This window comes from Granulicella sp. S190 (genome assembly GCF_009766095.1).
Lineage (GTDB): Bacteria > Acidobacteriota > Terriglobia > Terriglobales > Acidobacteriaceae > Edaphobacter.
The window spans coordinates 33,704-56,520 of the sequence record NZ_LMUD01000016.1 but is presented as its reverse complement, the minus strand read 5'-3'; the positions used below and the strand labels follow the sequence as shown (position 1 = coordinate 56,520).

At 58.8% G+C, this 22,817-nt stretch carries 20 protein-coding genes; 9 read left to right on the top strand and 11 right to left on the bottom strand.

Translation table 11 applies throughout. The features are described from left to right. Entirely contained in the window at positions 1-1,152 is a 1,152-nt protein-coding gene (locus GSQ94_RS21115; RefSeq protein ID WP_216843058.1) for a lipopolysaccharide assembly protein LapB, read from the bottom strand. 211 nt (positions 1,153-1,363) lie between these two features. On the opposite strand from GSQ94_RS21115, the gene GSQ94_RS09645 reads away from it, so the two are divergent. Next, positions 1,364-2,386 (top strand): hypothetical protein, encoded by a 1,023-nt coding sequence (locus GSQ94_RS09645; protein ID WP_158943501.1) that lies wholly within the window; start codon positions 1,364-1,366, stop codon positions 2,384-2,386. Between the two features lie 75 nt (positions 2,387-2,461). Continuing rightward, positions 2,462-3,346 carry an undecaprenyl-diphosphate phosphatase gene (locus tag GSQ94_RS09640; RefSeq protein ID WP_158943499.1) on the top strand — a complete coding sequence of 295 codons (885 nt, stop codon included), beginning with the start codon at positions 2,462-2,464 and terminating at the stop codon, positions 3,344-3,346. Positions 3,347-3,359: 13 nt separating this feature from the next. Here the strand turns inward: GSQ94_RS09640 and GSQ94_RS09635 are convergent, their stop codons facing one another. Then, complete coding sequence (locus GSQ94_RS09635; protein WP_158943497.1) at positions 3,360-3,719, bottom strand: DoxX family protein; 360 nt, start codon at positions 3,717-3,719, stop codon at positions 3,360-3,362. Positions 3,720-3,855: 136 nt separating this feature from the next. Further along, positions 3,856-4,320, bottom strand: a complete 465-nt coding sequence (locus GSQ94_RS09630; protein ID WP_158943495.1) for a PA2169 family four-helix-bundle protein — start codon at positions 4,318-4,320, stop codon at positions 3,856-3,858. A gap of 395 nt (positions 4,321-4,715) precedes the next feature. On the opposite strand from GSQ94_RS09630, the gene GSQ94_RS09625 reads away from it, so the two are divergent. Further along, positions 4,716-7,391 carry a DNA translocase FtsK gene (locus GSQ94_RS09625; RefSeq protein WP_158943493.1) on the top strand — a complete coding sequence of 892 codons (2,676 nt, stop codon included), beginning with the start codon at positions 4,716-4,718 and terminating at the stop codon, positions 7,389-7,391. 60 nt (positions 7,392-7,451) lie between these two features. Here GSQ94_RS09625 and GSQ94_RS09620 read toward each other — a convergent pair whose 3' ends face one another. Both GSQ94_RS09620 and GSQ94_RS09615 read right to left on the bottom strand, forming a co-directional pair. After that, a complete protein-coding gene (locus GSQ94_RS09620) occupies positions 7,452-8,747 on the bottom strand; it encodes a DUF3999 family protein (protein ID WP_158943491.1) in 1,296 nt (431 codons plus the stop codon). After that, complete coding sequence (locus GSQ94_RS09615; RefSeq protein ID WP_158943489.1) at positions 8,744-10,678, bottom strand: DUF2339 domain-containing protein; 1,935 nt, start codon at positions 10,676-10,678, stop codon at positions 8,744-8,746. Before GSQ94_RS09615 ends, GSQ94_RS09620 begins: the two co-directional genes overlap by 4 nt. Before the next feature lie 85 nt (positions 10,679-10,763). Between GSQ94_RS09615 and GSQ94_RS09610 the strand changes: the two genes are divergently transcribed. From GSQ94_RS09610 to GSQ94_RS09600, 3 genes are read left to right on the top strand one after another with little or no spacing between them, the layout of a single operon-like run. Continuing rightward, a complete protein-coding gene (locus tag GSQ94_RS09610; RefSeq protein ID WP_158943487.1) occupies positions 10,764-11,549 on the top strand; it encodes a response regulator in 786 nt (261 codons plus the stop codon). Further along, complete coding sequence (locus tag GSQ94_RS09605; RefSeq protein ID WP_158943485.1) at positions 11,546-12,253, top strand: response regulator transcription factor; 708 nt, start codon at positions 11,546-11,548, stop codon at positions 12,251-12,253. The genes GSQ94_RS09610 and GSQ94_RS09605 overlap by 4 nt, the downstream gene beginning before the upstream one ends. Before the next feature lie 41 nt (positions 12,254-12,294). After that, positions 12,295-13,305 carry a YpdA family putative bacillithiol disulfide reductase gene (locus GSQ94_RS09600; RefSeq protein WP_158943483.1) on the top strand — a complete coding sequence of 337 codons (1,011 nt, stop codon included), beginning with the start codon at positions 12,295-12,297 and terminating at the stop codon, positions 13,303-13,305. A 16-nt stretch (positions 13,306-13,321) separates the two neighbouring features. Here GSQ94_RS09600 and GSQ94_RS09595 read toward each other — a convergent pair whose 3' ends face one another. The 3 genes from GSQ94_RS09595 to GSQ94_RS09585 form a co-directional block, all read right to left on the bottom strand. Continuing rightward, on the bottom strand, positions 13,322-14,218 hold the full coding sequence (locus GSQ94_RS09595; RefSeq protein ID WP_158943481.1) for an ABC transporter permease: 897 nt from the start codon (positions 14,216-14,218) through the stop codon (positions 13,322-13,324). Positions 14,219-14,245: 27 nt separating this feature from the next. After that, a complete protein-coding gene (locus GSQ94_RS09590) occupies positions 14,246-15,187 on the bottom strand; it encodes an ABC transporter ATP-binding protein (protein ID WP_158943479.1) in 942 nt (313 codons plus the stop codon). Between the two features lie 112 nt (positions 15,188-15,299). Beyond that, positions 15,300-16,331, bottom strand: a complete 1,032-nt coding sequence (locus tag GSQ94_RS09585) for an NAD(P)-dependent alcohol dehydrogenase (protein WP_158943477.1) — start codon at positions 16,329-16,331, stop codon at positions 15,300-15,302. Positions 16,332-16,462: 131 nt separating this feature from the next. Between GSQ94_RS09585 and GSQ94_RS09580 the strand changes: the two genes are divergently transcribed. Beyond that, positions 16,463-16,684 (top strand): hypothetical protein, encoded by a 222-nt coding sequence (locus tag GSQ94_RS09580; protein ID WP_158943475.1) that lies wholly within the window; start codon positions 16,463-16,465, stop codon positions 16,682-16,684. Positions 16,685-16,893: 209 nt separating this feature from the next. On the opposite strand, the gene GSQ94_RS09575 is transcribed toward GSQ94_RS09580, so the two are convergent. Both GSQ94_RS09575 and GSQ94_RS09570 read right to left on the bottom strand, forming a co-directional pair. Continuing rightward, positions 16,894-18,459, bottom strand: a complete 1,566-nt coding sequence (locus GSQ94_RS09575) for an OmpA family protein (protein WP_254063768.1) — start codon at positions 18,457-18,459, stop codon at positions 16,894-16,896. A gap of 232 nt (positions 18,460-18,691) precedes the next feature. Continuing rightward, positions 18,692-19,429: a GvpL/GvpF family gas vesicle protein gene (locus GSQ94_RS09570; RefSeq protein WP_158943473.1), complete on the bottom strand. Its 738-nt coding sequence runs from the start codon at positions 19,427-19,429 to the stop codon at positions 18,692-18,694. A 645-nt stretch (positions 19,430-20,074) separates the two neighbouring features. Between GSQ94_RS09570 and GSQ94_RS09565 the strand changes: the two genes are divergently transcribed. Continuing rightward, a complete protein-coding gene (locus GSQ94_RS09565; RefSeq protein ID WP_158943471.1) occupies positions 20,075-21,181 on the top strand; it encodes a DUF481 domain-containing protein in 1,107 nt (368 codons plus the stop codon). A gap of 69 nt (positions 21,182-21,250) precedes the next feature. Here the strand turns inward: GSQ94_RS09565 and GSQ94_RS09560 are convergent, their stop codons facing one another. Continuing rightward, positions 21,251-21,808: a cytochrome c gene (locus tag GSQ94_RS09560; protein WP_158943469.1), complete on the bottom strand. Its 558-nt coding sequence runs from the start codon at positions 21,806-21,808 to the stop codon at positions 21,251-21,253. A 139-nt stretch (positions 21,809-21,947) separates the two neighbouring features. Between GSQ94_RS09560 and GSQ94_RS09555 the strand changes: the two genes are divergently transcribed. Further along, positions 21,948-22,682: an outer membrane protein gene (locus tag GSQ94_RS09555; RefSeq protein ID WP_158943468.1), complete on the top strand. Its 735-nt coding sequence runs from the start codon at positions 21,948-21,950 to the stop codon at positions 22,680-22,682. Positions 22,683-22,817: the final 135 nt, after the last annotated feature.

The window sequence follows — 22,817 nt, the reverse complement described above, 5'->3', positions numbered from 1 at the left end:
TTATGGCTCCATTGCTTTGGGGAATCTGGCGAACTGTAGGAGGAGCGCGTCGTCGCCGGTAGGTGCGCCGCAGATCTTGCTGGTCTGGATCTCGGTATCGAAGACGAGCTCCATGGTGGCATCCTGTTGTGCTGGATCGTTGAGGAGAGCGGCACGGCCTTCGGTGGCCTCTTTGCCGGCCCATTTTGCGGAAAGAGTTTGCAGCGGAGAAGAGAGGCCGCTGGCTGCCGAGACCTGAGTGCTGCAGGCATCGAAGCGCTTCTTTGCGAGGTCGCGAGCTTTGAGGATGCGGGCGGTGCGCTCGTTGTTGGGAAGTTTTTTGAGCGGAGCGAGGGCGAGGATGCGTGCGGAGTCTTCCAGCATGATTTTGTCGTCGGGAGAGATTGCCTCAGGGCTGGAGGCTGTCTCATGTTCGCTTGCGGCTTGCTCCATCAGGCGGTGGGCTTCGTCAAAGTGGCCGGACTGGTACTCGAGGCGCGCGGCGGATTCGAGTGCCTGCTGATTCTTCGGCTCCTGCGCCAGCACCTTCTGGTAGTAGGTGAGAGCGTCGCGGGGGGCACTGGCCTGCTCAAGAAGCTGGGCGAGGGTGAGCGCGAGGGGTACGTCTTCAGGGGCGTTGCCGCCGGCTATGAGCAGCTCGGTTCGGGCGGCGCTGAGGTCTTGATGGGAGATGAGGAACTGGGAGAGCTCGAGGCGAACGTCGCGTCTGCGGAGGACGCCGTCACCCTCCCATGTGCCGTAGATGGAAGCGTGATAGTAGTTGATGGCGGCTTGGACCTCTTTTTTCTTCGCGGCAAGGCGGGCGAGGCTGAGGTTGATGAAGCCGTTGCCGGGCTCAGTCTCCCAGAGGCCGAGGAAGTAGTTGTAGGACTCTTCGGTGTGGCCTGCATCGCCGAGGGCCTGCGCGAGGAGCAGCTCGTTGCTGCGCACACCGGGAGCGTAGGAGAGAGCGGTGCGAAGGGCGACGATAGCCTGCTCGGGATGGCCCGCCTTGATCGTGGCCTGACCACGTGCGGCCCAGCGCTGGGCCAGGTCTTCGCGATGGGAGGCAAAGGAGCTAAAGAGGAAGAGAGTGACGAGAGACAAAGCTATGGTGATGAGCAAAAGAACGAGCAGGTTAAGGGAGTCGCGAAGGATTAGCTTCCGCTTCATGCTCGGATACTGTTCTGTCTGCAGGGTCATAGAGGGGTCGGCGCTTCGTTCGAGACATTCTCTCTTTAGTTAGTCTACTTGTTTGGATGCGATTGAAGACGGGGACGTAGTCTCGTAAGGAGGAGAGCAGGAAGTGGCCGCTGAAGGGAGAAAGTTTAGACTGGACCGTGATTCGCTCTCCGGCAAGCGGCGGAGGCGTCTAATGAGGGCTATGCGGATAACTTCTTTCGGGCGATTTTTGAGGGTAAGCGGGGCTATAGTGCTGCTGGCTGGCTTCTCTGCGATGGGGCAGAAGAAGGGGAAAGACTACGACAGGACGGCCATTGCGACGGTGCTGCATGATGCGAATGTTTATGTCGCTTCCGATGCGGACTCGCAGAAGCTTTCGCTGGTAACGCCGGGACATGAGATACAGATCGTGGAGCGGAGCGGGCCGTGGGTGAAGGTGTTTGCGAATACCGACATCAACGACGATGCGAACGAAGACGATCGCAATAAGCCTGAGTTCGGCGAGGATGCGAATGTGACTCCGGCATCGGGATGGATTCGAGATAAGGGGATCCTGGGGCCGTCGACGGCGGGTGGGGATGTGATTCTGTTTGGGTCGGCGGCGAACTTTGAGGATGACGCGGAGCGCCCGCATGCGGCGAAGGGCGCGGCTGGAGAAGCTCATCTGCTGTACAAGCGGGTGGCGGAGTACTTTCCGGACTCGCCGCTGGCGGCTGAGGCTGCGTGGCGGGCGGCGGATATTCGATGGCAGCTGGATAAGGTGGACATCAGCACGCTGCCGAGCGCGAAGGAGCAGGAGGCTTATCTGCGCCCGCAGATCTATGAGGGCGAGCTGAAGAAGGTGATGAAGACTTATCCGGGCAGCGAGTTTGCGGCACGGGCGGCATTCGACCTGCTGGATAACAAGCTGTGCGGGGACTGGCAGGGGCTGCCGAAGTGTCCGGAGATGGAGACGGGGTTGTACGTGAAGTATGCGCAGCAGTTTCCGGATGGGCCTAAGGCTGCGGAGGCGCTCTATAACGCGGTGTATCGGCAGGGTGTTGTGGTGACGATGTACCTGGTGCAAGAGGATAAGAAGCGAGCGGATGAGGCGGCGAAGAGGACGCAGGCCCTGGCTATGGACTTGAAGGCTAGATATCCCAAGTCGGAGTTTGCGGCTCGCGGTGCGAGCATTGCGTTTCGGGTGTCGCAGGGGATCGCGGTTTATGGAAGCGACCGGGATTAGCGGGCGGTATCTTTTGCGAGTCTCCGGGCGGGATCGATTTACCGCTTAAACATGCTGAGCCTTTAGGATAGAGATATGTCGATCTTTCATGTCATTATCCTTGCCATTGTGCAGGGGCTTGCCGAGTTATTGCCTGTCTCCAGTTCCGCTCATGTGGTGGTTGCCGAAAAGCTGTTGGGCCTGGACCCGACGACACCGCAGATGACGCTGCTGCTGGTGATGCTGCATACGGGCACGATGTTTGCCGTGATTGTGTACTTCTGGAACCAATGGAAGAAGACGTATTTTTCGAGCAGCGATGCGTTCAAGCGATTTCTGATCCGGTTGATCTGGGCTTCGGCGCTGACGGCTGTGATCGGCGAAGCGATTGTGAAGACGATTGAGAAGACCGCGTTCAAAGGCGCTTCGAAGGGTGAGATTGAGCTGCTGTTTGGACGATTGGATCTGATCGCTCCTGCGCTGGCGGCTGCGGGATTGTTGATTCTGCTGGCCGGGCTGATGGAGAAGAGACGCATGGGCGCTCATGAGCAGGTGTACGGCGATAGCGTGACGATGCGGCAGGCAGGATGGATCGGAGCGATTCAGGGTCTGTGTCTGCCGTTCCGCGGGTTCTCGCGGTCGGGAGCTACGATCTCAACGGGCATGCTGGCGGGAGCCAGTAAGGAGCGAGCAGAGCGGTTTAGCTTTGCGCTGGCCGTGGTGTTGACGCCGCCTGCTGTGGGTCGCGAGGTGCTGCGGCTGTTGAAGGCTTCGCACGAAGCAAAGGCGGCAGGGGTGCCGATCGATCTGCATGGAAGTATGGTCATGGGGCTGCTTGGCGCCGTGTTCGCTTTCCTTGCAGGGCTGGTGGCACTGAGGTGGTTGAGCAGCTGGCTGGAAGAGGGTCGCTGGTACCTGTTTGGAATCTACTGCCTGGTGGCTTCGGTGGTGGTGTTTGGGCTGTATCACGCGGGGTATTGAGACGGTCGTAACTCTAACGGGAACGGGTGTAGAGCCATGCCCAATAGATCAGAGGAATCTGCAGGGGGATGCGTAGCCATTGCGCCCAGCTTTGTCCCATGACGCCGGGAAGAGGCAGGTAAATCATGGCCATGTAGATGTTTGCCGGAAGAACCGCGATCAGCAGCGCGGCCAAGCCCCATGCGGCCGCATGGCGGGTTGTAGGTAGAAAGAGTCCGAGGCCGCCAAGAATCTCTGCGGCTCCGCTGAGGTAGACCATGGCAAGGTGTGCCGGCAGGTAAGGCGGCATGATGGCAAGGTAGCGTTGCGGCGCGATGAAGTGAAGACTACCCGCGACGAGGAAGAGAAGAGAGAGAAGGACACGCCCGATCATGCTGTTGTCTTCCTTCTGTCTGCGACCACTCCCGCTGAAGCTTACTGCTGATGGGTTTAAAGATATAACGGGCAGCAGGGTGATCTCTGCTGCCCGAGTCGAGTGGTCTGCGTCACTGTTGAATTCTTGCGGTCAGTTACTTTGTTACGAGTGAATCGCGGTGGCTCTTCACGTAGTCGTGGGAGGTTAGGACGTGAGCCTGCTGCTCGGCGATTAGCTGGCGAACGGGCAGCGGCAGATCCTGATTGAGAACGTCGGCATAGGCTTTCTTGGCTTCGTCTTCACCCTGCTCTGCGGTTTCGAGAAGTGTGTGATCGCCGCCGCCTAGCTTGGCTTTGAGATCTCCCCATACGCGATGAAGGGCTCCCACCGTGGTGCCGGACTCCTTGATATCGTGGACGCCGTTTTGATGGAGAACTTCTTCGAGGTCGCCGCGGAAGCTTGCTCGCTTGAGGGATTCGGCCAAAAAGTAGCGCTTGAGGGTGTCATCTTTGAGGTGTTCGCCGATGTCGGCAAAGCCTTTTTGACTATCGAGCAGAGTGCTGATGAGGGAGTTGAGGGCGAGTTGCATCTCGTGCTGTCTGCCTGAATCTGTGGACATGAGACCTCGAATCTTGGGTAAGTAGTGGTAAGTAGCAGTTCGAGTACTGAGTGCGGCTGGGGCAGGGTCCGTCGGCTGTGCGCGATTCTCCTCCGCCGACGGCAAGCAAGAGAAATCGCGAAAATCCCGCTCCCCTGCCAACCGGTTCTAAGGACCGCCGAGTGAAATTTGGCTCGGCGGTGGATATGGAAAGATAGATGCGGCGATGGGCTATAGGTTTGTATGTGGGTACCCCAAAGTGAGGTTTTCCTCTATTTGTGCAGGCTCTGGGGGGTGGTCTGGGATAATCGAAAGTGCTCTGGTGATTTGCGGACTCGGTTTGGATCGGATGGCGTACAGAGGTGTGTGCGCTGCGTCGATGAGTCCGCGCGTCCCCCTCACATGAAGGCTCCCCAATGAAAACTCTGAGACTTGTTTCGACCCCGACGCGTAACCGCCGCCTGAACGAGATTCTCGGGATGGTCGTGCTGGTGAGCGCGGGTCTGCTGCTGCTGGCGCTGGCGAGTTATACGCCGACCGATCCCTCGTTCGACACCGTGGGGCAGTATGTCAAAGGGCGGCCTGCGCATAATTGGACGGGGATGGTGGGGGCTTATCTCGCCGATGCGATGCTGCAGCTGATTGGGGTTGCTGCGTTTTTTCTGCCTCTGGTGCTGGGGCGGCTGGGGCTCTGCTGGATGCGCTCGCGGCCCGCTGGCTCTCCGCTGGCGAAGACGATTGGGCTGGCGATGTGGGTGGTGTTTGGGCCGGCTGCGATTGGGTTGCTACCTGGGGCGATGCTGTGGCGGGGCTCGCTGCCTGTTGAGGGGACGAGCGGCAGACTGCTTGCCGATCTCCTGGTGCATTACCTGAACCTGCCGGGCGCGGCGATTGTGCTGACGCTGATGGTGGCTGTGTCGCTGTATCTTGCGACGACGTTTACGTTCAACACGGCGCGGGAGTGGGCGACGATCCGGTTTGGCTTTCTGCAGCGGCTGTGGGAGTGGTGGATCGAGCGGCGGAGTCGAAGGGCTGGGGCAGAGGTTGATCTTGACGAATCGTATGGGAGCAAGCGGGAGCAGGCGGATGCGCGAGCCCGCCGGGCGAGAGAGCTCGCAGAGGCTGCAGAGCTAAGGAGACTGGAACCCGAGCCGGAGCCCACGACGCTGCTGGGTGGGCTGTTTGGCTGGTTGAGCAGGAAGAAGAAGGTTCAACCGATATCGATTGCCCCGGAGGAGGTCGCGGTGGGCCATACTCCTTCGATCTTCGAGACGATGCCAAGGACGCTGGTGGATGCTCCTCCTATGACGGCATTTGGAACTGCGACTGCTGCTGCGGCTCCGTTTGCTGAGGTGCTGGCGAAGGCGGCTGCGCCGATGCATGCGCTGGACGATGTATCGAACTTCAGTGGTGCGGATGGTGCCGCGGACTGGCGTGAGCCGATTCCGATGAAGGCGCCGACTCCGATGCGCGCGGTGAAGAAGGTCGTCGAAGAGCCGATGGCTCCGTTTGCCGTTCCGCATGCGGCTGCGGCTCCGTTGCAGACGATGCCCGATAGCATCTCGTTTGGCAGACGCGCGGATGCGGATATCAAGCCGGTAACGATTGTTCCGAAGAGTGTGCGCGGGTACAAACTGCCACCGTCTTCGCTGCTGTATCGCAGTGAAGAGCATGCGGTGGTTCGCGAGGATGCGCTGCGTGAAGAGGCGCGGGTGCTGGTGGAAAAGTCCGCCGAGTTCGGTGTCGATGGGCAGGTGACGCAGATCAATCCAGGGCCGGTGGTGACGACGTTCGAGTTCAAGCCGGAGGCTGGCGTGAAGGTGGCACGCATCACCGGGCTGGCGGATGATCTCTGCCTTGCGATGGCCGCAGAGTCGATCCTGATTGAACGTATGCCGGGCAAGAGCACGGTCGGGATTCAGGTGCCGAATCATGAGCGGGAGACGATCTGGCTGCGGGATGTGGTGGAGTGTGAGAGCTTCGCGCAGAGCAAGAGCAAGCTGGCAATCGCGCTGGGCAAGGATATCAATGGGCGCATTGTGACGGCGGATCTGGCGAGCATGCCGCACGTGCTGATCGCAGGCTCTACAGGTTCAGGTAAGTCGGTGGCGATTAACGCGATGATCATGAGCGTGCTGTTCAAGAGCACGCCGGAGCAGGTTCGCATGATCCTGGTGGATCCGAAGCGGGTGGAGCTTGGGATGTATGAGGGGATTCCGCATCTCTTTACGCCGATCATCACGGAGGCAAAGCTGGCGGCAAATGCGTTGCGAAATGCCGTGCGTGAGATGGAGCGAAGGCTGAAGCTGCTGGCCGCGAACCATGTGCGAAACATCGACCAGTTCAACAAGCTGTTCGACCACGGCAGCGAGTACCTGTTCGAAGACGTAAACCAGGAGCCGCTGCCGTACATCATCATCATCATCGACGAGTTGGCCGACCTGATGATGCTGGACCGGGCAAATGTGGAGGAGTCGATTACGCGGCTGGCGCAGATGGCGCGCGCGGTTGGGATTCACCTGGTGCTGGCGACGCAGCGACCTTCGGTAGATGTGATTACTGGGTTGATCAAGGCGAACGTGCCTACTCGCATGAGCTTCCGGCTGGCGACGAAGGTAGACTCGCGAACAATTATCGATTCGAACGGCGCGGAGAGCCTGCTGGGACGGGGCGACATGCTTTACCTGCCGCCGGGAACGAGTCGCGTGCAGAGGGTGCATGCGCCGTTTGTGACGGAGAAGGAGATCTCCGCGGTGACAGCGTTCTGGAGAGCGCAGGGCGAGGCGGAGTATGTCCATGGCTTCCTGGAAGGACCGAAGGAAGACACCGGCACCGGCAAAGATGGCGATGGTGGAAACGACGGGGATAATAACGACGAGTTGTACGATGATGCGGTACGGCTGGTCTTTGAGTTTGGAAAGGCGAGCACTTCCCTGCTGCAGCGCAGGCTGCGCATTGGATATGGGCGCGCAGCTCATCTGATCGACATGATGTACAACGATGGACTGGTGGGACCGGCGGATGGATCGAAGCCGCGAGAGATTCTTAAGTCGGCCAACTGGATCAACGAGGTGGATGCGGCGATTCGTTAGTTCTCAGCTCTCTGTTTAGCCAGTGAAAAGCTAACGGCTGGGAGCTTACGGCTCGCTCGTCTAGTGGTGAACTATCTTCGAAGAGCGGATGGCTATGATCGCGAGGATGCAGATCACGATCAGCAGAGCGATCCAAAGCAGGTGAGGATGGCGATCGGTGAGTGGGCGCGCATCGGGGCGGTCTCGGTAGGCAGGATTGAACTGCTCTGCGTCCAGCTTTGCCGCGCGGAACTTATTCGATGCGGAGAAGAGGCGGGTGTAGTCATACTGCGGTGCGGTGAGAGCCGGATCTCCATAGAAGAGGGTGAGAGGTTGAGCCGCTGGGGCGTCGAAGCAGATCTTGCGCTGGCGCATCTCCAGCCGTACGGCGGTGATGGGGAGCGGGGTGTCGTCGCCGTTGTTGATTGCCACTTCTACCGCCGCAGCACTTTGCAGGTTGCTGCCGAGGGTTGCGGGGACATAGAGCTGCTCTTGCCGAATCTCGCGGCCTGACTGCGTGAGATGGACGCGAAGGATGGTGCCAGCGAGGGTTTCGCTGAGCGAGTCGGCCTGGTTGGGAGTGGTTGGGCGGTCGGTGATGCTCACGTCGCGGCTGAAGTTCGCCTTGAAGGCGGGAGCGAGGACGAAGGAGACGCGTTCGACAGGGATGCGCTGCGGCAGAGAGAAGACGGCGACGCTTTGCCGGTTTCGCTGGGTGAGGATGAAGACCTCCTCGGCCACAGTGTAGAGAGATTGCGCCTCGCGGCTGGGCGGAACGGTGACGGATTGCACCATCTTCTGAAGAGCCTGCGGAGAGGTGTCGAAGGTGTGAGTGCCCGCCACGGGAGAGACGGCTAGTTCGACGTGGAGATAGGGGAGGCTGGTCTCCTGCAAATGAATGGTGGTGTTACGGGAGAGATGCTGCGAGGTGAGGTCGAAGAGGGTGAACTCGCCGAGGCTGATTTGATTTGCGTAGTTGGGATCGCGCGTGCCGGAGACGGTGGCGGTGGCAAGAAAGTCCTGTCCGGCGAGGTTGAGGGCCAGCTCGGTGTAAGGGCGATTCGGCATCTCGAGGTCGAAGACGATGTTGCGACCGCGTAGGCCGAGGTTGCGGAGAGTGGCGGTGTCGCTGTCGGGTTGCTGAGGCTCGCTCAACGTAATGGCGTAGGGGATCTCGTGATCTGCCTGGAAGAGGCGAAGATCTTTCAGCGAAGCAGCGGCGTGGGGAAAGAGGGCGGGATCGAGGACGGCGCAGCTGGGGCCTGCTCCCGCAGGGAGGGTGATGGTCCGTTGATAGCGGAGGTAGTGCGGGTCGAGAGCGACGGGTGTTGCAGCGGCTTGCCAGAGGAGAAGGGACAGGAGGATCGCAGACTTCACTGGTCGGCTCCTTCGTGCGCAGGCAGAGGAGGTTCTGGCACCGGTTCGGGGACGCGGAGTGCGAGCCAGTCTTTCTGATAGGCGAAGCTTACAGTCATCAGGAGCGCTCCGAGACCGAGAAAGCTCAGGACGCGATAGCCCTGGCTGAGGTTGCGCAAGTCATAGACGAAGGTCTTGCCGATGGTGAAGACGAGTAGGAGGAGTGCCTGCCAACGGATGAAGGCGGAGCGCTTCCAGAAGCCCACGGCGAGCAAGGCCGCTCCGTAGAGCATGAGAAAGGCTGAGATGGCGAGGGCCTTTTGCAGATCGGCTTCGGGATTGCCTGCGGAGACGCTCCATGCGGAGTCTAACTCGCGGAGGCAGGCGAGGATGGCGATGAAGTTAAAGGCCACGATGGACGAGCCTGCGATGAGAAGCCAGCTGGGGAAAGACTTGTCCTCGGCGTCTCCATGATGAAGCGGGCCGTGAGCGAGGAAGGCCGAGAGACCCAGAGCGACGAGTCCGAAGAGAGCAGTCGCAAAGCGAAGATTGAGAAAGACAGTGTCGACCCGCTCGTTGAGCCAGAAGGGTTCGACCAGGAGTCCGCAGACTCCGAGTACGAGGGCGGCCACGGCCAGACGGCGCAGGATGATCGGAGAGGCGTCGTCCCTCTTTTCTGGCTTCTTCTCTGGCATAGGAGTAGATACGCGAATTGCGACCCAGAGAAGAGCTGCGCCCTCGGCTAGCCATCCGACGATGATCCAGCGGCCGCTGGCCTTGAGAGGGATGGCGATGGTAAGGAAGACGATGGCCAACGCGAGATGGACGGCGGAGGTGACGCGCGGCTGGGGCAAGCGCATCAAGCACAAGTACAGTGCAGCAAAAAAGACCGCTAACCATGGGAGAAGGTCATGGTTGCGGGTGTCCTCGAGGATTGAATAAAACGCGAGCGCCGCGAAGGCCGCGTTGGCTAGTGGGAGAAGTATCTCCGTGATTGGGGCGGAGGGCTGTCCTTCGGTTTTTGGAGCGCGAAGAGAAGGAAGAAGAAACGTGATGAAGTAGAGCACCAGGAAGATCGCGGTGATGGCCAGCGGCTTCGACACGTTAGAGACATCGAACCACTCGACATACCAAACGATGAAGAAGGCTACGGTGGCGGGAAAAGCGCCGAGGAGCAGGCGCGGCCATGGCTTGAGGCGGACGAGGATGACGGTGGCTACGTCGATGGCAAGGAGGTAGGTGAAGAGAAAGATCTCGTGGTTGCCGCCGGTGGAGAGAAGCAGAGGCGTAGCGAAGGCACCTGCGAGGGCATACGCGGCGAGGATCTGGCTGTTCTGCGACCACGCCATGTAGGCGTTCCATGCCGTGACAAGGATCATGGCCGGAAGAGCGATGCCGGCGGGAAGCAGATGGTAGACCTGAAAGGCCGCCCAGAGCGAGAGGTAGAGGGCTCCGCTGCCGATAGCCTTCAGGGAGTAAGAGAAGGCGTTGAATCCCTGGCGGCGGAAGTGCTCGGACCAGACGACGATAGCTGCGCCTGCGATGAGGCCAGCGAGGATGCGCCCCATTGGGCCTATCCAGTGGTTGTCGATGGCCCATTTGAGAAAGAGTGTGACGGCGATGAGCAATGCGATGATGCCGATGCGGCTGAAGAGCTGGGAGCCTATGCGGTCTTCGAGCGAGCCATTAGGCTTAAGGAGTTTTCGGGCGGGGTCTGGGGCGGGAAGGCCGGTGGAGCTGGCTTCAGGTCGAGGTGGAGGAGGAGACGAAAGTCTACGCGCTCTGAACGATGGCGTGGAGCGCAGCTCGGCTAGCTGCTGCTCGAGGGTTTCGACGCGAGCAGAGAGGGCGGCGAGGGTGGCGGCCACCTGGGCTTGCTGGTTGGGCTGCTTCGGCCGGACTTGATTCTGGTCATCCTGATTCTGGTCGTCCTGCACATCCTCCGAAGCCATGGCAACTACTTTACCGCTATCACGCACCGGAGTGGTACAGAAGACTCTCAGTTGATAGTCTTTGCGCTAAGGATAAGGGAGACGCATGCCGGTTCGAATCTTGATTGTGGATGACGATGAGTTGAGCCGGGAGGTGCTTACCCTGCTGACAGAGGGTGAAGGGTACGAGGTGGAGGCGGTCGACTCCGGCGATGCGGCTCTTTTGCATCTTAGGCAGGCAAGGCAGGTGCCGGAAGTGGTGTTGACCGATCTGCAGATGCCTGGAACTGCGGGGGATGAGCTTGCGCGGCAGCTGCGTGGGTTGTGCGGGGTGGAGACGTTGCTGCTGGCTATGAGCGGAAGCGAACTGGAAGAGGGCGTAGGATCGGAGTTCGACGGTTTTCTGCTGAAGCCGTTTACGATGGACATGCTGACGGGTACGCTGGTGAATGGTCGAGGGGAATCTACGCGCGGGCAGAAGGCCACGAGCCTTAGTCTGTTGCCGGACAGAGCGACACCGCCGACTGTATTGAATGAAGATACCTATGCCAAGCTTGCGGGATCCATGCGAGCTTCGCAGCTGGATCAACTTTTTACTCTCTGCCTGAAGGACGTGGAGGACAGGATTCGAAGGATGCGGAAGGCTGCATCTGACGGCGACTCTGCTGCGTATAGGAGAGAGGCTCACGCGGTGAAGGGTGGATGTGGAATGGTTGGCGCTGTCGAGTTGCAAAGTCTTGCAACGTCAATGGAGGAGCGGGGTTTGTGTGATGACGATGTAGCTACATTGGATGAATTCATGGTCGCGTGGGAACGACTGCGGCGTATTCTGATCGCACGCGGAAACAACTATAGCCGGCTCAACGAGTTGTCGGGAGATGATGCACGATGAAGGAATCGATAAAGAAATTTGACGATGCAGTTGTCGCGGCGACACCGATTCGGATCGTAGTTGCCGACGATCATCCTGTGGTGCGCTTCGGCGTGAAGAACATGCTGGAGAACGAAGCCGGCTTCGAGGTGGTAGGCGAGGCCGAAGACGGCGACGTGGCGATTACACAGACGCTGGAGCTGGAGCCGGATATTCTTCTGCTCGACCTGCAGATGCCGCGGCTGCCTGGGCTTGAGGCTCTGCGCGCCATCATGAGCAAGTCGCCGCGGGTGAAGATCATCATGCTGACCAGTACGATCTCGACGCAGCAGATCATCGAAGCGCTGCAGATCGGCGCACGCGGAATTGTATTGAAGGATGCGGTTGCGGGCGATCTCTCGCGTTCGTTGCGAGCGGTGCTCTCGGGCGACTACTGGATCGGCGGGGAGCGCGTCGCTAACCTGGTGACGGCACTGAACGAGCTGATGAAGAAGGCCGCAGCGGTGCCGGAGCGGAAGACCTATGGTTTGACGCCGAGAGAGCTGGAGGTGGTCACCTGCATCGTGGAAGGCTGCAGCAACAAGGATGTGGCCAAGCAGTTCACGATCAGTGAGGAGACAGTGAAGCGGCATCTTTCGAATATCTTCGACAAGACGGGCGTCTCGACGCGGCTGGAGTTGGCCCTCTTTGCCATCGCGCACAAGCTTGTCGTCCTCGATAACTAGGCCGGACTCTCTCCGCTCGTGGCCTTCAGTAGAATGAAGGAATGAGTGAGGGTGCATCGTTAGAGATTGTGGATTTGCTGGTGATTGGCGCAGGGCCGACGGGCCTGGCCTGTGCGATTGAGGCGCAACGCGCGGGCTTTACGGCGCTTCTGGTCGATAAGGGCTGCCTTTGCAACTCGCTGTTCCACTACCCGGCGCACATGACGTTTTTTACGACGCCGGAGCTGCTGGAGATCGGGGATATGCCCTTCTCCAGCCCCAACCAGAAACCGAATCGCAATGAGGCGCTGGAATACTACCGCAAGGTGGCCGAGCACTACCGGCTGAACGTTCGCCAGTACGAAAATGTGGAGCGTGTCGAGGGGTCCGACGGAAACTTCACCATCCATACGACAGACCAGTTTGGGCGGCTGAAGCAGCAGCGCGCTAGAAAGCTTGTGATCGCCACCGGCTACTACGATCTTCCGAACTACCTTGATATTCCAGGCGAAAACCTAAGTAAGGTCAAGCATTACTACCATGAACCTCACCCCTACTATGGGCTTGAGGTTTTGGTGATCGGAGGCAAGAACTCCGCGGCGATCGCCGCACTCGACCTTTGGCGACATGGAGCCAAGGTGACCCTGGTGCATCGAGGGAAAGAGATGCAGAAGAGCGTCAAGTACTGGATTCTTCCGGACATCAATAATCGGATCAAGAACCGTGAGGTAGAGGCGCACTTCGACAGTGTCGTGACGAACATCACCGAGGATGACGTGACGCTCGCGACGCGGCGAGGAAAGATCACGATTCCGAATCATTTTGTCTTTGCGCTGACCGGATATCACCCCGACTTCGAGTTTATCGAGCGGCTGGGAGTGAAGCTGGATAAGGCGAATGACCGCTGCCCGGTATGTAATCCGGCTACGCTTGAGAGCAATGTTCCGGGGATCTATGCGGCGGGTGTGATTGTGGCCGGCGAGCGGACGAGTGAGATCTTTATCGAGAACGGACGCTTCCACGGCAAGTTGATCGCGGAAGATCTGCGTAGGAAACGAGCTGCGACAGCCTAATCTCGGCAGCTCCGCCTCATCCGATAACGCGGCGGAGAAAGCCCTTGATGCCCAGCCAGGTGAGAAGGCAGAGAGACGCTATGAGCATGCCCACGATGAGGAACGGGTTCATGTGGGGGAGCGTCGGAGTGAGGGCTGCGCGAAGGCCTTCGCTCATGTAGACGATAGGGTTGATCAGGACGCCGATCTGGAGCCAGCGAATGTGAGTCAGCGCGGCCCAGGGATAGTAGACGCAGCCTAGAAAAGTAATTGGGATAACGACCACGCCGAAGATGAGGCCGATCTGCTGCGGTTTGACACTGGTGCCGATGGTGAGGCCAAGCGCACCAGCAGTAAGGCTTGCCAGCGCCACAACCAGGAGCAGGAAGGGCCAGTTGCTGACGTGGGTGACGGGATGCACCGCGGGAACGTAGTAGGCCAGCGGATAGACGATGCAGGCAGCGATGATGCTCTGCAACGCCGAGAAGACAATCTTTTCTATGGCGACGAACGGGACCGGTAACGGACACATCACGCGGTCGTCGATCTCGCGCGTGATGCCGAACTCCTGCGCGAGCGGGAGAGCGACTGCCGCGATGCCGGAGAACATGATTGCGACGGCCATGAGGCCGGGGAGAAGCACGGTCGAAAAGGCGCTGCCCGCCATGGCTCCCGTAGGATTCAGCTTCATCGAGGAGGACCCTGCGCCACTCATATTGGGGATGACGTAGGTGAAGACGAAGAGGAAGAGCAGAGGGTTCATGCAGACGCGGATGACGAAGGGAAAGAGTTCGCGGCGAAGCACATGAAGGTCGCGGCGAAAGAGTCCGAAGAAGGCGCGGGTGTACTGCACGGACCTCGAGCCCTGTGCGCCGCGCGGAGCGGATCGGGTTGGCGGCGTGCTGGTGGTTGCGGCTTCGGCCAGTTGGGTCATAGATTTCGGGTTCTCAGGATGCTCGGGCTACTCGCGGAGGTCGCGGCCAGTGAGGCGGATGAAGACCGTCTCAAGGCTGGTTTCGGTGATGGTGAGATCGCGCAGGCCGTAGGGGTTCGCCTCGCGGACGACATCGGAGAGCAGGCCTTCGGCGCCGTGGGCCAGGACGCGAACGCCTTTGGGTGTAGGTTCAGCACTGGCTACGCCGGTGAGCTGCTGCAGTTGTTGAACAAGCGTGGGGATGTTGTCGTGGCTGCGAAGAAAGAGCTCGTAGACCTTCTGTGCGCCGACAGAGCCTTTGAGGGCGGTGGGAGTGTCCTGCACGAGGATCTTGCCGTGGTCGATGATGGCGACGCGGTCGCAGAGCTCATCGGCCTCTTCCATGTAATGTGTGGTGAGAACGACGGTGATTCCCTCTTCGCGCAGCTTGCGGACGGCGTCCCACATGGCGATGCGGCTCTGCGGGTCGAGGCCGGCACTGGGCTCGTCGAGAAACAGAACCTTGGGACGGTGGGCGATGGCGCGGGCGATCTGGACGCGCTGGGCGAGACCGCCCGAGAGTTGCGCGGGATAGGTTCCGGCGCGCTCGGTGAGATGAAACTGCGCGAGGAGTTGATCCGTGCGCTCGGCTGCTTCGGCGCGCGAGAAGCCGAAGTAGAGGCAGTGGAAGTTGATGTTTTCGTAGATGGTGCAGGCGCGGTCGAGCGTGTTGTACTGAGGCACGACGCCGATGAACCGACGCGCCACCGCAGGAGCTTTGACGACGTCGATGCCTGCGATGAGGACCTGCCCGGCGGTGGGCAGGGCGCGAGTGGTGCAGATGCTGATGGTGGTAGTTTTGCCAGCTCCGTTAGGGCCGAGCAGGCCGAAGAGCTCGCCCTCGCGCACACTGAGATCGATGCCGTCGACGGCGACGACCCGCTGCTTGCCGTCGTAGATCTTCTGGAGGCTTTCGATTTCGACGATCATTGATCTTCCCTCCCATCATGCGCTCACTGCGATTATATGCAATGTGACGAGCGGTCTTCGCCAGGTAAGGTCTACAGTTTTGCGGCGTCAACAAGATACAAGCGGTGTCCCGTTACTGGCTGACGCGAACTACGATCTTGCCGAAGTGCGAGGCAGACTCCATGTGAGCGAGGGCCTCCGCGGCCTGATGGTATTCGAAGACTCTATCGATGACAGGATGCAGACTCGCCGTGGTGATGGCTGCATTCATCTGCTCGAACATGGCGCGGGAGCCGACGTAGATGCCCTGCACGCGGAGTTGCTTGTGAAGGATCGGCGTGAGGCCAACAGGGTCTGAAGTGGATGCGCCAGAGAGCACGCCTATCTGCGTGATGGTGCCACCAACCCGGGCTGCCCGCAGAGACTGACTGAAGGTTCCGGCGCCACCTACTTCGATAATGCGGTCTGCTCCTTTGTTCGCCGTGGATTCAAGCACCCACTTGGACCAGTCGGGACGCTGCTTGTAGTTGCACCCTTCGTCGAGGCCAAGATCTTTGGCGCGCGTCAACTTCTCTTCGCTGGAGGAGGTGCCCAGGACGCGGGCTCCGAGCAGCTTCGTGAACTGAAGCGCGAAGAGAGAGACTCCGCCAGTGCCTTGAATAACAACGGTGTCGCCGGGTTGAGCAGGAGTGGCGGGATCTCCGGCATGATGCAGGGCGTTCCACGCTGTAACGGCCGCGCAGGGTAGCGTGGCGGCCTCTTCGTAGGTCAGGTGATCAGGAAAGTGAATGACGCCTTCTTGAGAAAGGAGAGCGTACTCCGTAAGCATGCCATCTATATCACCGCCGAGCGCAGCCTTCGATTTTTCGGCAGTGAGCGAACCGTCAAGCCACTGCTGCATGAAGATGCCACAGACACGGTCGCCCACGTGGACACGCGAGACGCCTTCACCCACGGCAACGACCTCGCCGGCTCCGTCCGAACAGGGGATGCGGGGGAGGGCCATCTTTGGGTTATAGAGTCCCTTGACCATCATCAGATCGCGGTAGTTGAGAGAGACGGCGCGGACTTTAATTAGAACCGTTCCGGGCGCTGTCTGCGGTGTTGGCAGATCAACTTCGCGGAGTTGATCGATGCCAAAGCTCTGGATGGGATAGGCGTGCATAGGACCTCAAAACATGTGAGATGGCGATTAACTCGCGATGTGCCGCGAACTGAAAGCAGCGAAACTAGTTATACATTGATATCTCGCGGCGTAGAATGAACTACATGTCGCGAGGTTGGGAGAGTAAATCCGTGGAAGAACAGCAAAATCAGGCTGCCGCTCCGAAACCTGTCACCACTAATGACAACGCCGAGGTGGCAGAACGCAAAAGAAAGAGACAAGCGCTGGAGTTGCAACGGGAACGGATTCTGTCGGAGCGGACATCGAGTCCGCATCGGCGGTCCGCGCTTACGATTGCGCTTGCCGATATCGAAGAGAAGCTCTCGGAGCTTGGGTGGTCGATTCACCTCTAGGTTTTCTCTGGCTCTGGTCGAGGCACAGCTAATCGCGGTTCAATCGCCGACTCGCGTTTGAGTGTTAAGCCGATCTGATCGTCCGCGAGCTGTACCGGCTGGTAGAGTACGGGCTCTCTGGTGCGCAGCCGCCTTTCACAGATTTCGCAGGCTGGATAAAAGAAGAGACCGCCCGGAGGCGGCCCTTCGTGGTGTTTGCACGCAGAACCCTACTGTGGAGGAGCGGAGTCAGGACTGCTTTGTTCAACTCCGATAGCATCTCCCGAGACCACAAGATTGACGCGACGATTCTGGGCGCGGCCCGAAGCGGTAGCATTATCCGCCACTGGCTTGGCTTTGCCGTATCCTGTCGCGCTGATGTTATCGGTCTGGACGCCCTGGGTAACGAGGAAGTCGCGAACCGCATCGGCACGATTTTCAGAGAGCTTCTGGTTGTACTGATCGCTTCCAACGCTGTCGGTGTAGCCTTCCACCTGAAGCTTTAGGCCAGGATAAGCCTGAAGAATTCCGGCCACCTTGGCCAGACTGATCTGAGTATTGGGTTTGAGCGTGTAACGTCCGGTGTCAAACAGAACATCCGACATGTTCACGATAAGACCGCGAGCTGACTCGCTCGTGGCCAGAACACTGTTGAGCTGCGCACGCAATCTTTCGCGGACTGCGTTGGCATCGGAGGCGCTCTTATTGGCGCTCGCTGCACGAGCCTGGGCTTCCGCAGCGGCGGCTTCTGCCCGGGCTCGGTCGGCGTCAGCTTCTGCTTGAGCGGCTCTTGCCCGCTCAGCCTCAAGCTGAGACTGTTGCGCCTGCAGTTGAGACTGCTGCGCCTGAGCCTCGGCATCGCGTTTCGCGTTGTCTGCGTTCTGCTGACGCTCAGCTGCCTGCTTACGCAGCGTGACGAGGCGAGCATCCTCGGCGCGCTGTACAGCCTGACGGGCGAAGGTGATCTCTAGATTGCGATTGCCTTTTTTATTCTGGTCGATGTCGGTGGCGTTGCGAAGATCCTGCATCGCTTCGGCCATAATCTCAGGAGCATACTTATCTGCTCCTGCTACCTGCGCGATACGGATCGCGTTGTTGGCCTGGTACAGCTCGAGAGGAGACTTCTCATTCCGGGTAATCGGGTTCAGGTTCGACTTCGAGCCATCGGTCTGAGCATAGGCACCGCGTGGCAGAAGCGAGTAGTGCGCGTTTACCTTTTCGAGCACGCCATTGGTCTTGTCATTAATGATCACGTTCTGGAGCACAACGACGTCGCTCGGCTGGGTGACCGAGAAATAGGGCTCAGCAGTAACGATCATGCCGAAGGACTGGAGAGCGGTCGTCACTTCAATGTTGTTCTTATTGTTCGAGGGAAGAACCTCGCCGAGGTTGTTCGGACGGCCGTCAGGTGTGATCGCCCACAGGACGTAGGTCAGGTATTCGGGCCCAAATCCATTGGCAGGCGTAAGTCCCTGGAACCTGGCTGAGATATGGATTCCGCCGCGCTCACTGGTTACCTTGGCTTCTCCCTTAGCGAAGGGCAGAAGTGCAGTTCCCTTGAAGCCGATGTTGGTGGAGCCGCTGCGATGAAGATAGTTCACGGCGTCCAGGTCGCGCTGGACGACCTTCACCCGATAGAGATAGATTCCATTATCCTGCTTTTTAATCTGGTCAGAGTCCTGAGGGGGATTCATCTGGGCGGTAGGATTCGGTTCCTGCGCGTCGAGCGATTTGGCAAATCCAGAGAAACCAACAGAAAACATCAGGGCAGTAAAGACGATCTTGTTACGGTTCATTCACGATCTCCTTGCGATCTCGAACTGGTGGCGCAGACGCAGAACTTTTCCTTCGTCTGGCGGCTATACATTGCGATGCAGGGGGTGGTTTAAAGGGTGTCCAGAGAAGGCGGGTTCTCTTCGGTAACGATACCCTCTAGAGAAGAAAAAGGAAGGGAATAAAGGGCTTGCGGTCTTGGGGAGAACCGCGCGGCCCCCGAAGCCTGAGGGCCGCAGGGGCTGGTACTTACGGTTAGGCGCTGTGCTGATGCTGCGGGGTGGTCTTGTGCACGAAGTGGTATGGAGGCCAGGGACCGGAGAGCTGCATGCGGCAGTCTTTGAGCTCGAGCGTGGCCGAGGTGTACTTGTTCTGGTACCGCTCCACCGTCTTGTTGTCGATGAGATGGGCGATATCGAGGAGCATCTTGCCGGTGTCCATACGCTTGCAGGTGATCTCTTCCGCCAGCGGCAGGAACATGCGATGCATCTGGATGGAGAGCGCACGGGCCTTGGACTGACGCTCGCGTTGCCGGCTCGCGCTCTCGCGCAGGCTGGTCAAATACTGCTGACCGACTGTCATATCGCGGGCTGCATTGCCGGGGCAGATGTCGTCGACGAGGACCTTGAGATGCATCTCTGCCTTGCCGCGAAGACGCTCGACGTTGGCCTGGAAGTGGCGCTGATTGGAGCGAACGGAGCGACGCAGGGCGTCATCATCCTGGAAGGTGGTGCCGAAGCGAAAAGGTAAAACAGTGGAGAGCTTGAAGCAGTCCGCGACGACGCGAGCATGATCTTTGGCGGCCTGCTGGTCGAGACGGTCTGTGTCTTCCGGGCTGTGCTCTGAGACGATGACGGCCAGATCGCTGGCGGGAAAGAGAAAGGTCTGATTACCGAAGAGCCCCGAGACGCCCGCAAGGGGCATCGGACGGCGGTGGCGGCAAAGTTCTGGGAATGCTTGTCTCTCTGCGACGCAATACGCGTACCATGCCATAATTTTTATCCTTCCGAGCGCGCTGAGGGGTCTAACCGCCCCATCAGGAAGTTGGTTATGTAACCTAAACCGATACGGAAATTTTGGAGGAACTCTTCATTTCAATAGGGTTTTCGTCTCTGAGAAGCATGCAATGTATCGCAAACTCCGCCGAGCCGAAACGGATAGTATGCCTATTGAAGTACGATTGGCAACACTTTCTTCACCTGCAAATGCACTATTTTCTGGGCAGGCTAAGGCGCTTGAAGAAACTGCGAATCAGGCTATACGTCTAGGCCGTATGCCAGGTGGTCGTACCAAAGAATAAAAGATAGAGAGAGAGCATCGCAAAGTCTAAGATTTGCCTTCTACTTTTCAGTCGGTGCCCTCTTTGGTTCGACCGAAGCCGATGCCTGAGTACGCCAAGAAGGTGGATCCGCAGCAGTTATGGCTCTTGGAGCCGAATCTTCGGGGCTGGATATGCCGACCAGACGCAACACCTTTCCAATCATACGAACAACCGGTCGCATATTTAACCTCGAAACTGCTTTGACATGCCTCAGGCTACGCTATTTTTAACGGATGAGATCAAACGACGCAACGAACCCTGGCAGCAGGCAAGGTAAGTGGCACAGCCTGTTCGTCTTGAGCCTGATCGCAGGTGTGATGACTCAACCGGCAGCGAGCGGATGGGCCCAAGGGGCCAAGCCTGCGCCCGATGTGATTGTGTTTACCAATGGCGATCAATTGACAGGGACGCTGGAACGAGCGACTGGTGACTCCTTCGTCTTCAAGAGTGATGTGGTCGGCGAGATTACTGTGACCGCGGACAAGATCAAGGAGCTGCACACCGCGGGTAAGTTCGTCGCACTGAAGAACGGCGAGAAGGTGACGCGCACCTCCAAGACTCCAGGAACGATCACCTACCAGGACAATGCGATCTCACTGGCGGACGAATCCTCCTCCAGCACTGTTGAGACGGTTCCGGTGAAGGATCTTGCTGCGCTGATCGATAGCGCGACCTACGGCAAAGAGGTAACGGGCAATCCAGGGATCTTCCAGGATTGGACCGGCGGAGTATCGGGCGGCGTGAGCCTGGTCGAATCGACACAGACGGGGCAGACATACTCCGCGGCGGTCAACCTGATTCGGCTCGTTCCTTCGGTCACATTTCTGCCGGCGCGAACACGCGATACCGTCAATGTGCTCGAGACCTATGGCAAACTGACCCAGCCTGTCATTCCGCAGACGACCCCAGCAACTCCGGACTCCGTTGCGAAGACGAATATCTTCCATGCAGACGCAGAGCATGACAAGTACCTCACTCCGAGACTGTACGGACTGGTCGGAGTCTCTTACGATCACAACTTCTCACAGGGCCTGAACCTGCAGCAGATCTATGGCGCCGGCATCGGCTACACCGTGATTCAAACACCTGTTCAGGAGTTCGATGTAAAAGCGGATGTGCACTACGAAAGACAGAACTTCGTGCCTCCCACCGCCAGTACGGACCTGATCGGATCGAGCTTCACGGAGCTGTATCACCGCACCTTGCCACGCAAGATCCTGTTCACGGAGAGTGGCACGTTCATCCCCTCGTGGAACGATCCGAGCATCTACTCCGCGATCTTTGAGGCCGGCTTGCAGTTGCCTACGTACAAACGCTTTAGCCTCAACCTGAATCTGCAGGATAACTATCTCAGTAATCCTGCAATTGGATTCAAAGACAATAGCTTCCAGTTCTTGACAGGAATCACCTACACCCTGAAATAGGGTGGTCTAAAACTCGAAGCGGTCTCGATGCCTTCGCGTCGAGACCGCTTTCTTTTTAAAGCTTCGAGGCTAAGGTGTCGGCGAGTCCAGAATCTGGGTGACCGGGCCGGGCAATTCCTTGTCGGCGCTCTTGAGAAGCAGGCTGACCTGCCACATCTGAGTGTCGGAGAGAACGTGGCCGTAGGCAGGCATGCCGGAGAGACGGATGCCATTGGCCACCTTCCAGTATGTCTCGCCGGGCTCGTCATCGCTGACGCCTACGACACCATTGCCGCCGTGCTTCTTCCAGAGTTGTGGAGCCGAAGGAAACATGTGTTTGGCGTAGGCAACGTCGTGGCCTGGCGTGCCGTGACAGCTTGCACACTGGGCGCGATAGATGTGCGCTCCGGATTCGAAGACATCCTCGCTGATGCCAAAGGGAGCGGTCTTTGTTTCGCGCTCAATACGAGCATCTAGAGGAAGATGAACGATTTGTCTTTCGAAGGGCAGAGGCGCATCGGCCACCGCGACCGGTAGAGGGCCAAACTTGAGGTAAGCGAAGAGTCCCACCACGACGGCGGCGATCCCGAGAAGGAAACCCAGAAAGACCTTGCCGAAACCGCCGCCGCTACTGCTTTTTTTCGCCATCTTGAGGAACTCCTTTGGGGTGAGGGCCGCTTTGAGGGGCGGCGGATGTTCTAATAAGAGAAGGCCGCCGTTGGATCTTCCAGTCGTCGGTCCCGAGTTCCACCATAGCAAAGCGAAGCTTGTGCAGGAGTAATCGTTGATGTTCGGTTTCAGATCGAGTGTGAAGCAGGTAGCAGGAGTGTTGCTGGCAGGTTTAATGGTCAGTGGAGCGGTTGCCGTACAGGCGCAGGTGACGCACAGAACCCGGCGGGAGTCGAGCGCTAACCGCAAGGCGCGCATCGCGAGAACGACTGCGGAGACCTACAGCCATCGCTTCGAAGTCGCCGGCGGCGGCGGGTACATGCGGTTCAAGTCAGGCTCGTTGCTGCAGAAGAATAATGAAGTAACCTTCTGGATGTCTGGCACCTACTTCCTGAATCAGAAGCTCGGCATCATCGGCGAGGTTCGCGGAGCCTATGGGAATGCAAAGATTGCCAACAATCTTGGCTCTCCGGTAACGCTGCCTTTTAATCCGCAGATCTCCGAGTACCCCTTCCTGGGCGGAATCGCATACCGGGTATATGCGAAGGAGAAGTACGCGGTGACGGTGACGGGCGAGGGCGGCGCGGCGCTGGGCAAGTTTGACGGCGACGCCAAGGGATTCCGGTCGAGCGATATCGGCGTGTGGCAGGATGCGACGAAGCCTGCTTTCGCCGTGGGCGCCAACTTCGACTACAACTTCTATCCAAACCTGGCGTTTAGGGTCTCGCCGACCTATATCGCCACGTTCTTCCGGCTTGATCCTACCGATCTGACGCATGGGCCGCAGAGCACCATTCAGAATAACTTTGGCGTCAATGTAGGCGTGGTGTACAGGTTCGGAAAGATTCGATAAGTTTCGATCGATTCATGACGGGTGCTGCGAGAGATTTCGCTGCACCCGTTTCGTTTTTGCGCTGGATAATCCGTTGAGCGTTAGTGGCGGGGCTCTACGTTGAGCCGCGTCGAGCCAGGGATGCTGCGGCGTAAG

Excerpts from the sequence above, each read along its gene's own strand:
- GSQ94_RS09555 (WP_158943468.1), top strand. The coding sequence starts at position 21,948 with ATGTTCGGTTTCAGATCGAGTGTGAAGCAGGTAGCAGGAGTGTTGCTG.
- GSQ94_RS09615 (WP_158943489.1), bottom strand. The coding sequence starts at position 10,678 with ATGGCTTCGGAGGATGTGCAGGACGACCAGAATCAGGATGACCAGAAT.
- GSQ94_RS09590 (WP_158943479.1), bottom strand. The coding sequence starts at position 15,187 with ATGATCGTCGAAATCGAAAGCCTCCAGAAGATCTACGACGGCAAGCAG.
- GSQ94_RS09605 (WP_158943485.1), top strand. The coding sequence starts at position 11,546 with ATGAAGGAATCGATAAAGAAATTTGACGATGCAGTTGTCGCGGCGACA.
- GSQ94_RS09560 (WP_158943469.1), bottom strand. The coding sequence starts at position 21,808 with ATGGCGAAAAAAAGCAGTAGCGGCGGCGGTTTCGGCAAGGTCTTTCTG.
- GSQ94_RS09585 (WP_158943477.1), bottom strand. The coding sequence starts at position 16,331 with ATGCACGCCTATCCCATCCAGAGCTTTGGCATCGATCAACTCCGCGAA.
- GSQ94_RS09630 (WP_158943495.1), bottom strand. The coding sequence starts at position 4,320 with ATGTCCACAGATTCAGGCAGACAGCACGAGATGCAACTCGCCCTCAAC.
- GSQ94_RS09645 (WP_158943501.1), top strand. The coding sequence starts at position 1,364 with ATGCGGATAACTTCTTTCGGGCGATTTTTGAGGGTAAGCGGGGCTATA.
- GSQ94_RS09610 (WP_158943487.1), top strand. The coding sequence starts at position 10,764 with ATGCCGGTTCGAATCTTGATTGTGGATGACGATGAGTTGAGCCGGGAG.
- GSQ94_RS09565 (WP_158943471.1), top strand. The coding sequence starts at position 20,075 with ATGACTCAACCGGCAGCGAGCGGATGGGCCCAAGGGGCCAAGCCTGCG.
- GSQ94_RS09635 (WP_158943497.1), bottom strand. The coding sequence starts at position 3,719 with ATGATCGGGCGTGTCCTTCTCTCTCTTCTCTTCCTCGTCGCGGGTAGT.
- GSQ94_RS09640 (WP_158943499.1), top strand. The coding sequence starts at position 2,462 with ATGTCGATCTTTCATGTCATTATCCTTGCCATTGTGCAGGGGCTTGCC.
- GSQ94_RS09625 (WP_158943493.1), top strand. The coding sequence starts at position 4,716 with ATGAAAACTCTGAGACTTGTTTCGACCCCGACGCGTAACCGCCGCCTG.
- GSQ94_RS09570 (WP_158943473.1), bottom strand. The coding sequence starts at position 19,429 with ATGGCATGGTACGCGTATTGCGTCGCAGAGAGACAAGCATTCCCAGAA.
- GSQ94_RS09575 (WP_254063768.1), bottom strand. The coding sequence starts at position 18,459 with ATGAACCGTAACAAGATCGTCTTTACTGCCCTGATGTTTTCTGTTGGT.
- GSQ94_RS21115 (WP_216843058.1), bottom strand. The coding sequence starts at position 1,152 with ATGAAGCGGAAGCTAATCCTTCGCGACTCCCTTAACCTGCTCGTTCTT.
- GSQ94_RS09595 (WP_158943481.1), bottom strand. The coding sequence starts at position 14,218 with ATGACCCAACTGGCCGAAGCCGCAACCACCAGCACGCCGCCAACCCGA.
- GSQ94_RS09600 (WP_158943483.1), top strand. The coding sequence starts at position 12,295 with ATGAGTGAGGGTGCATCGTTAGAGATTGTGGATTTGCTGGTGATTGGC.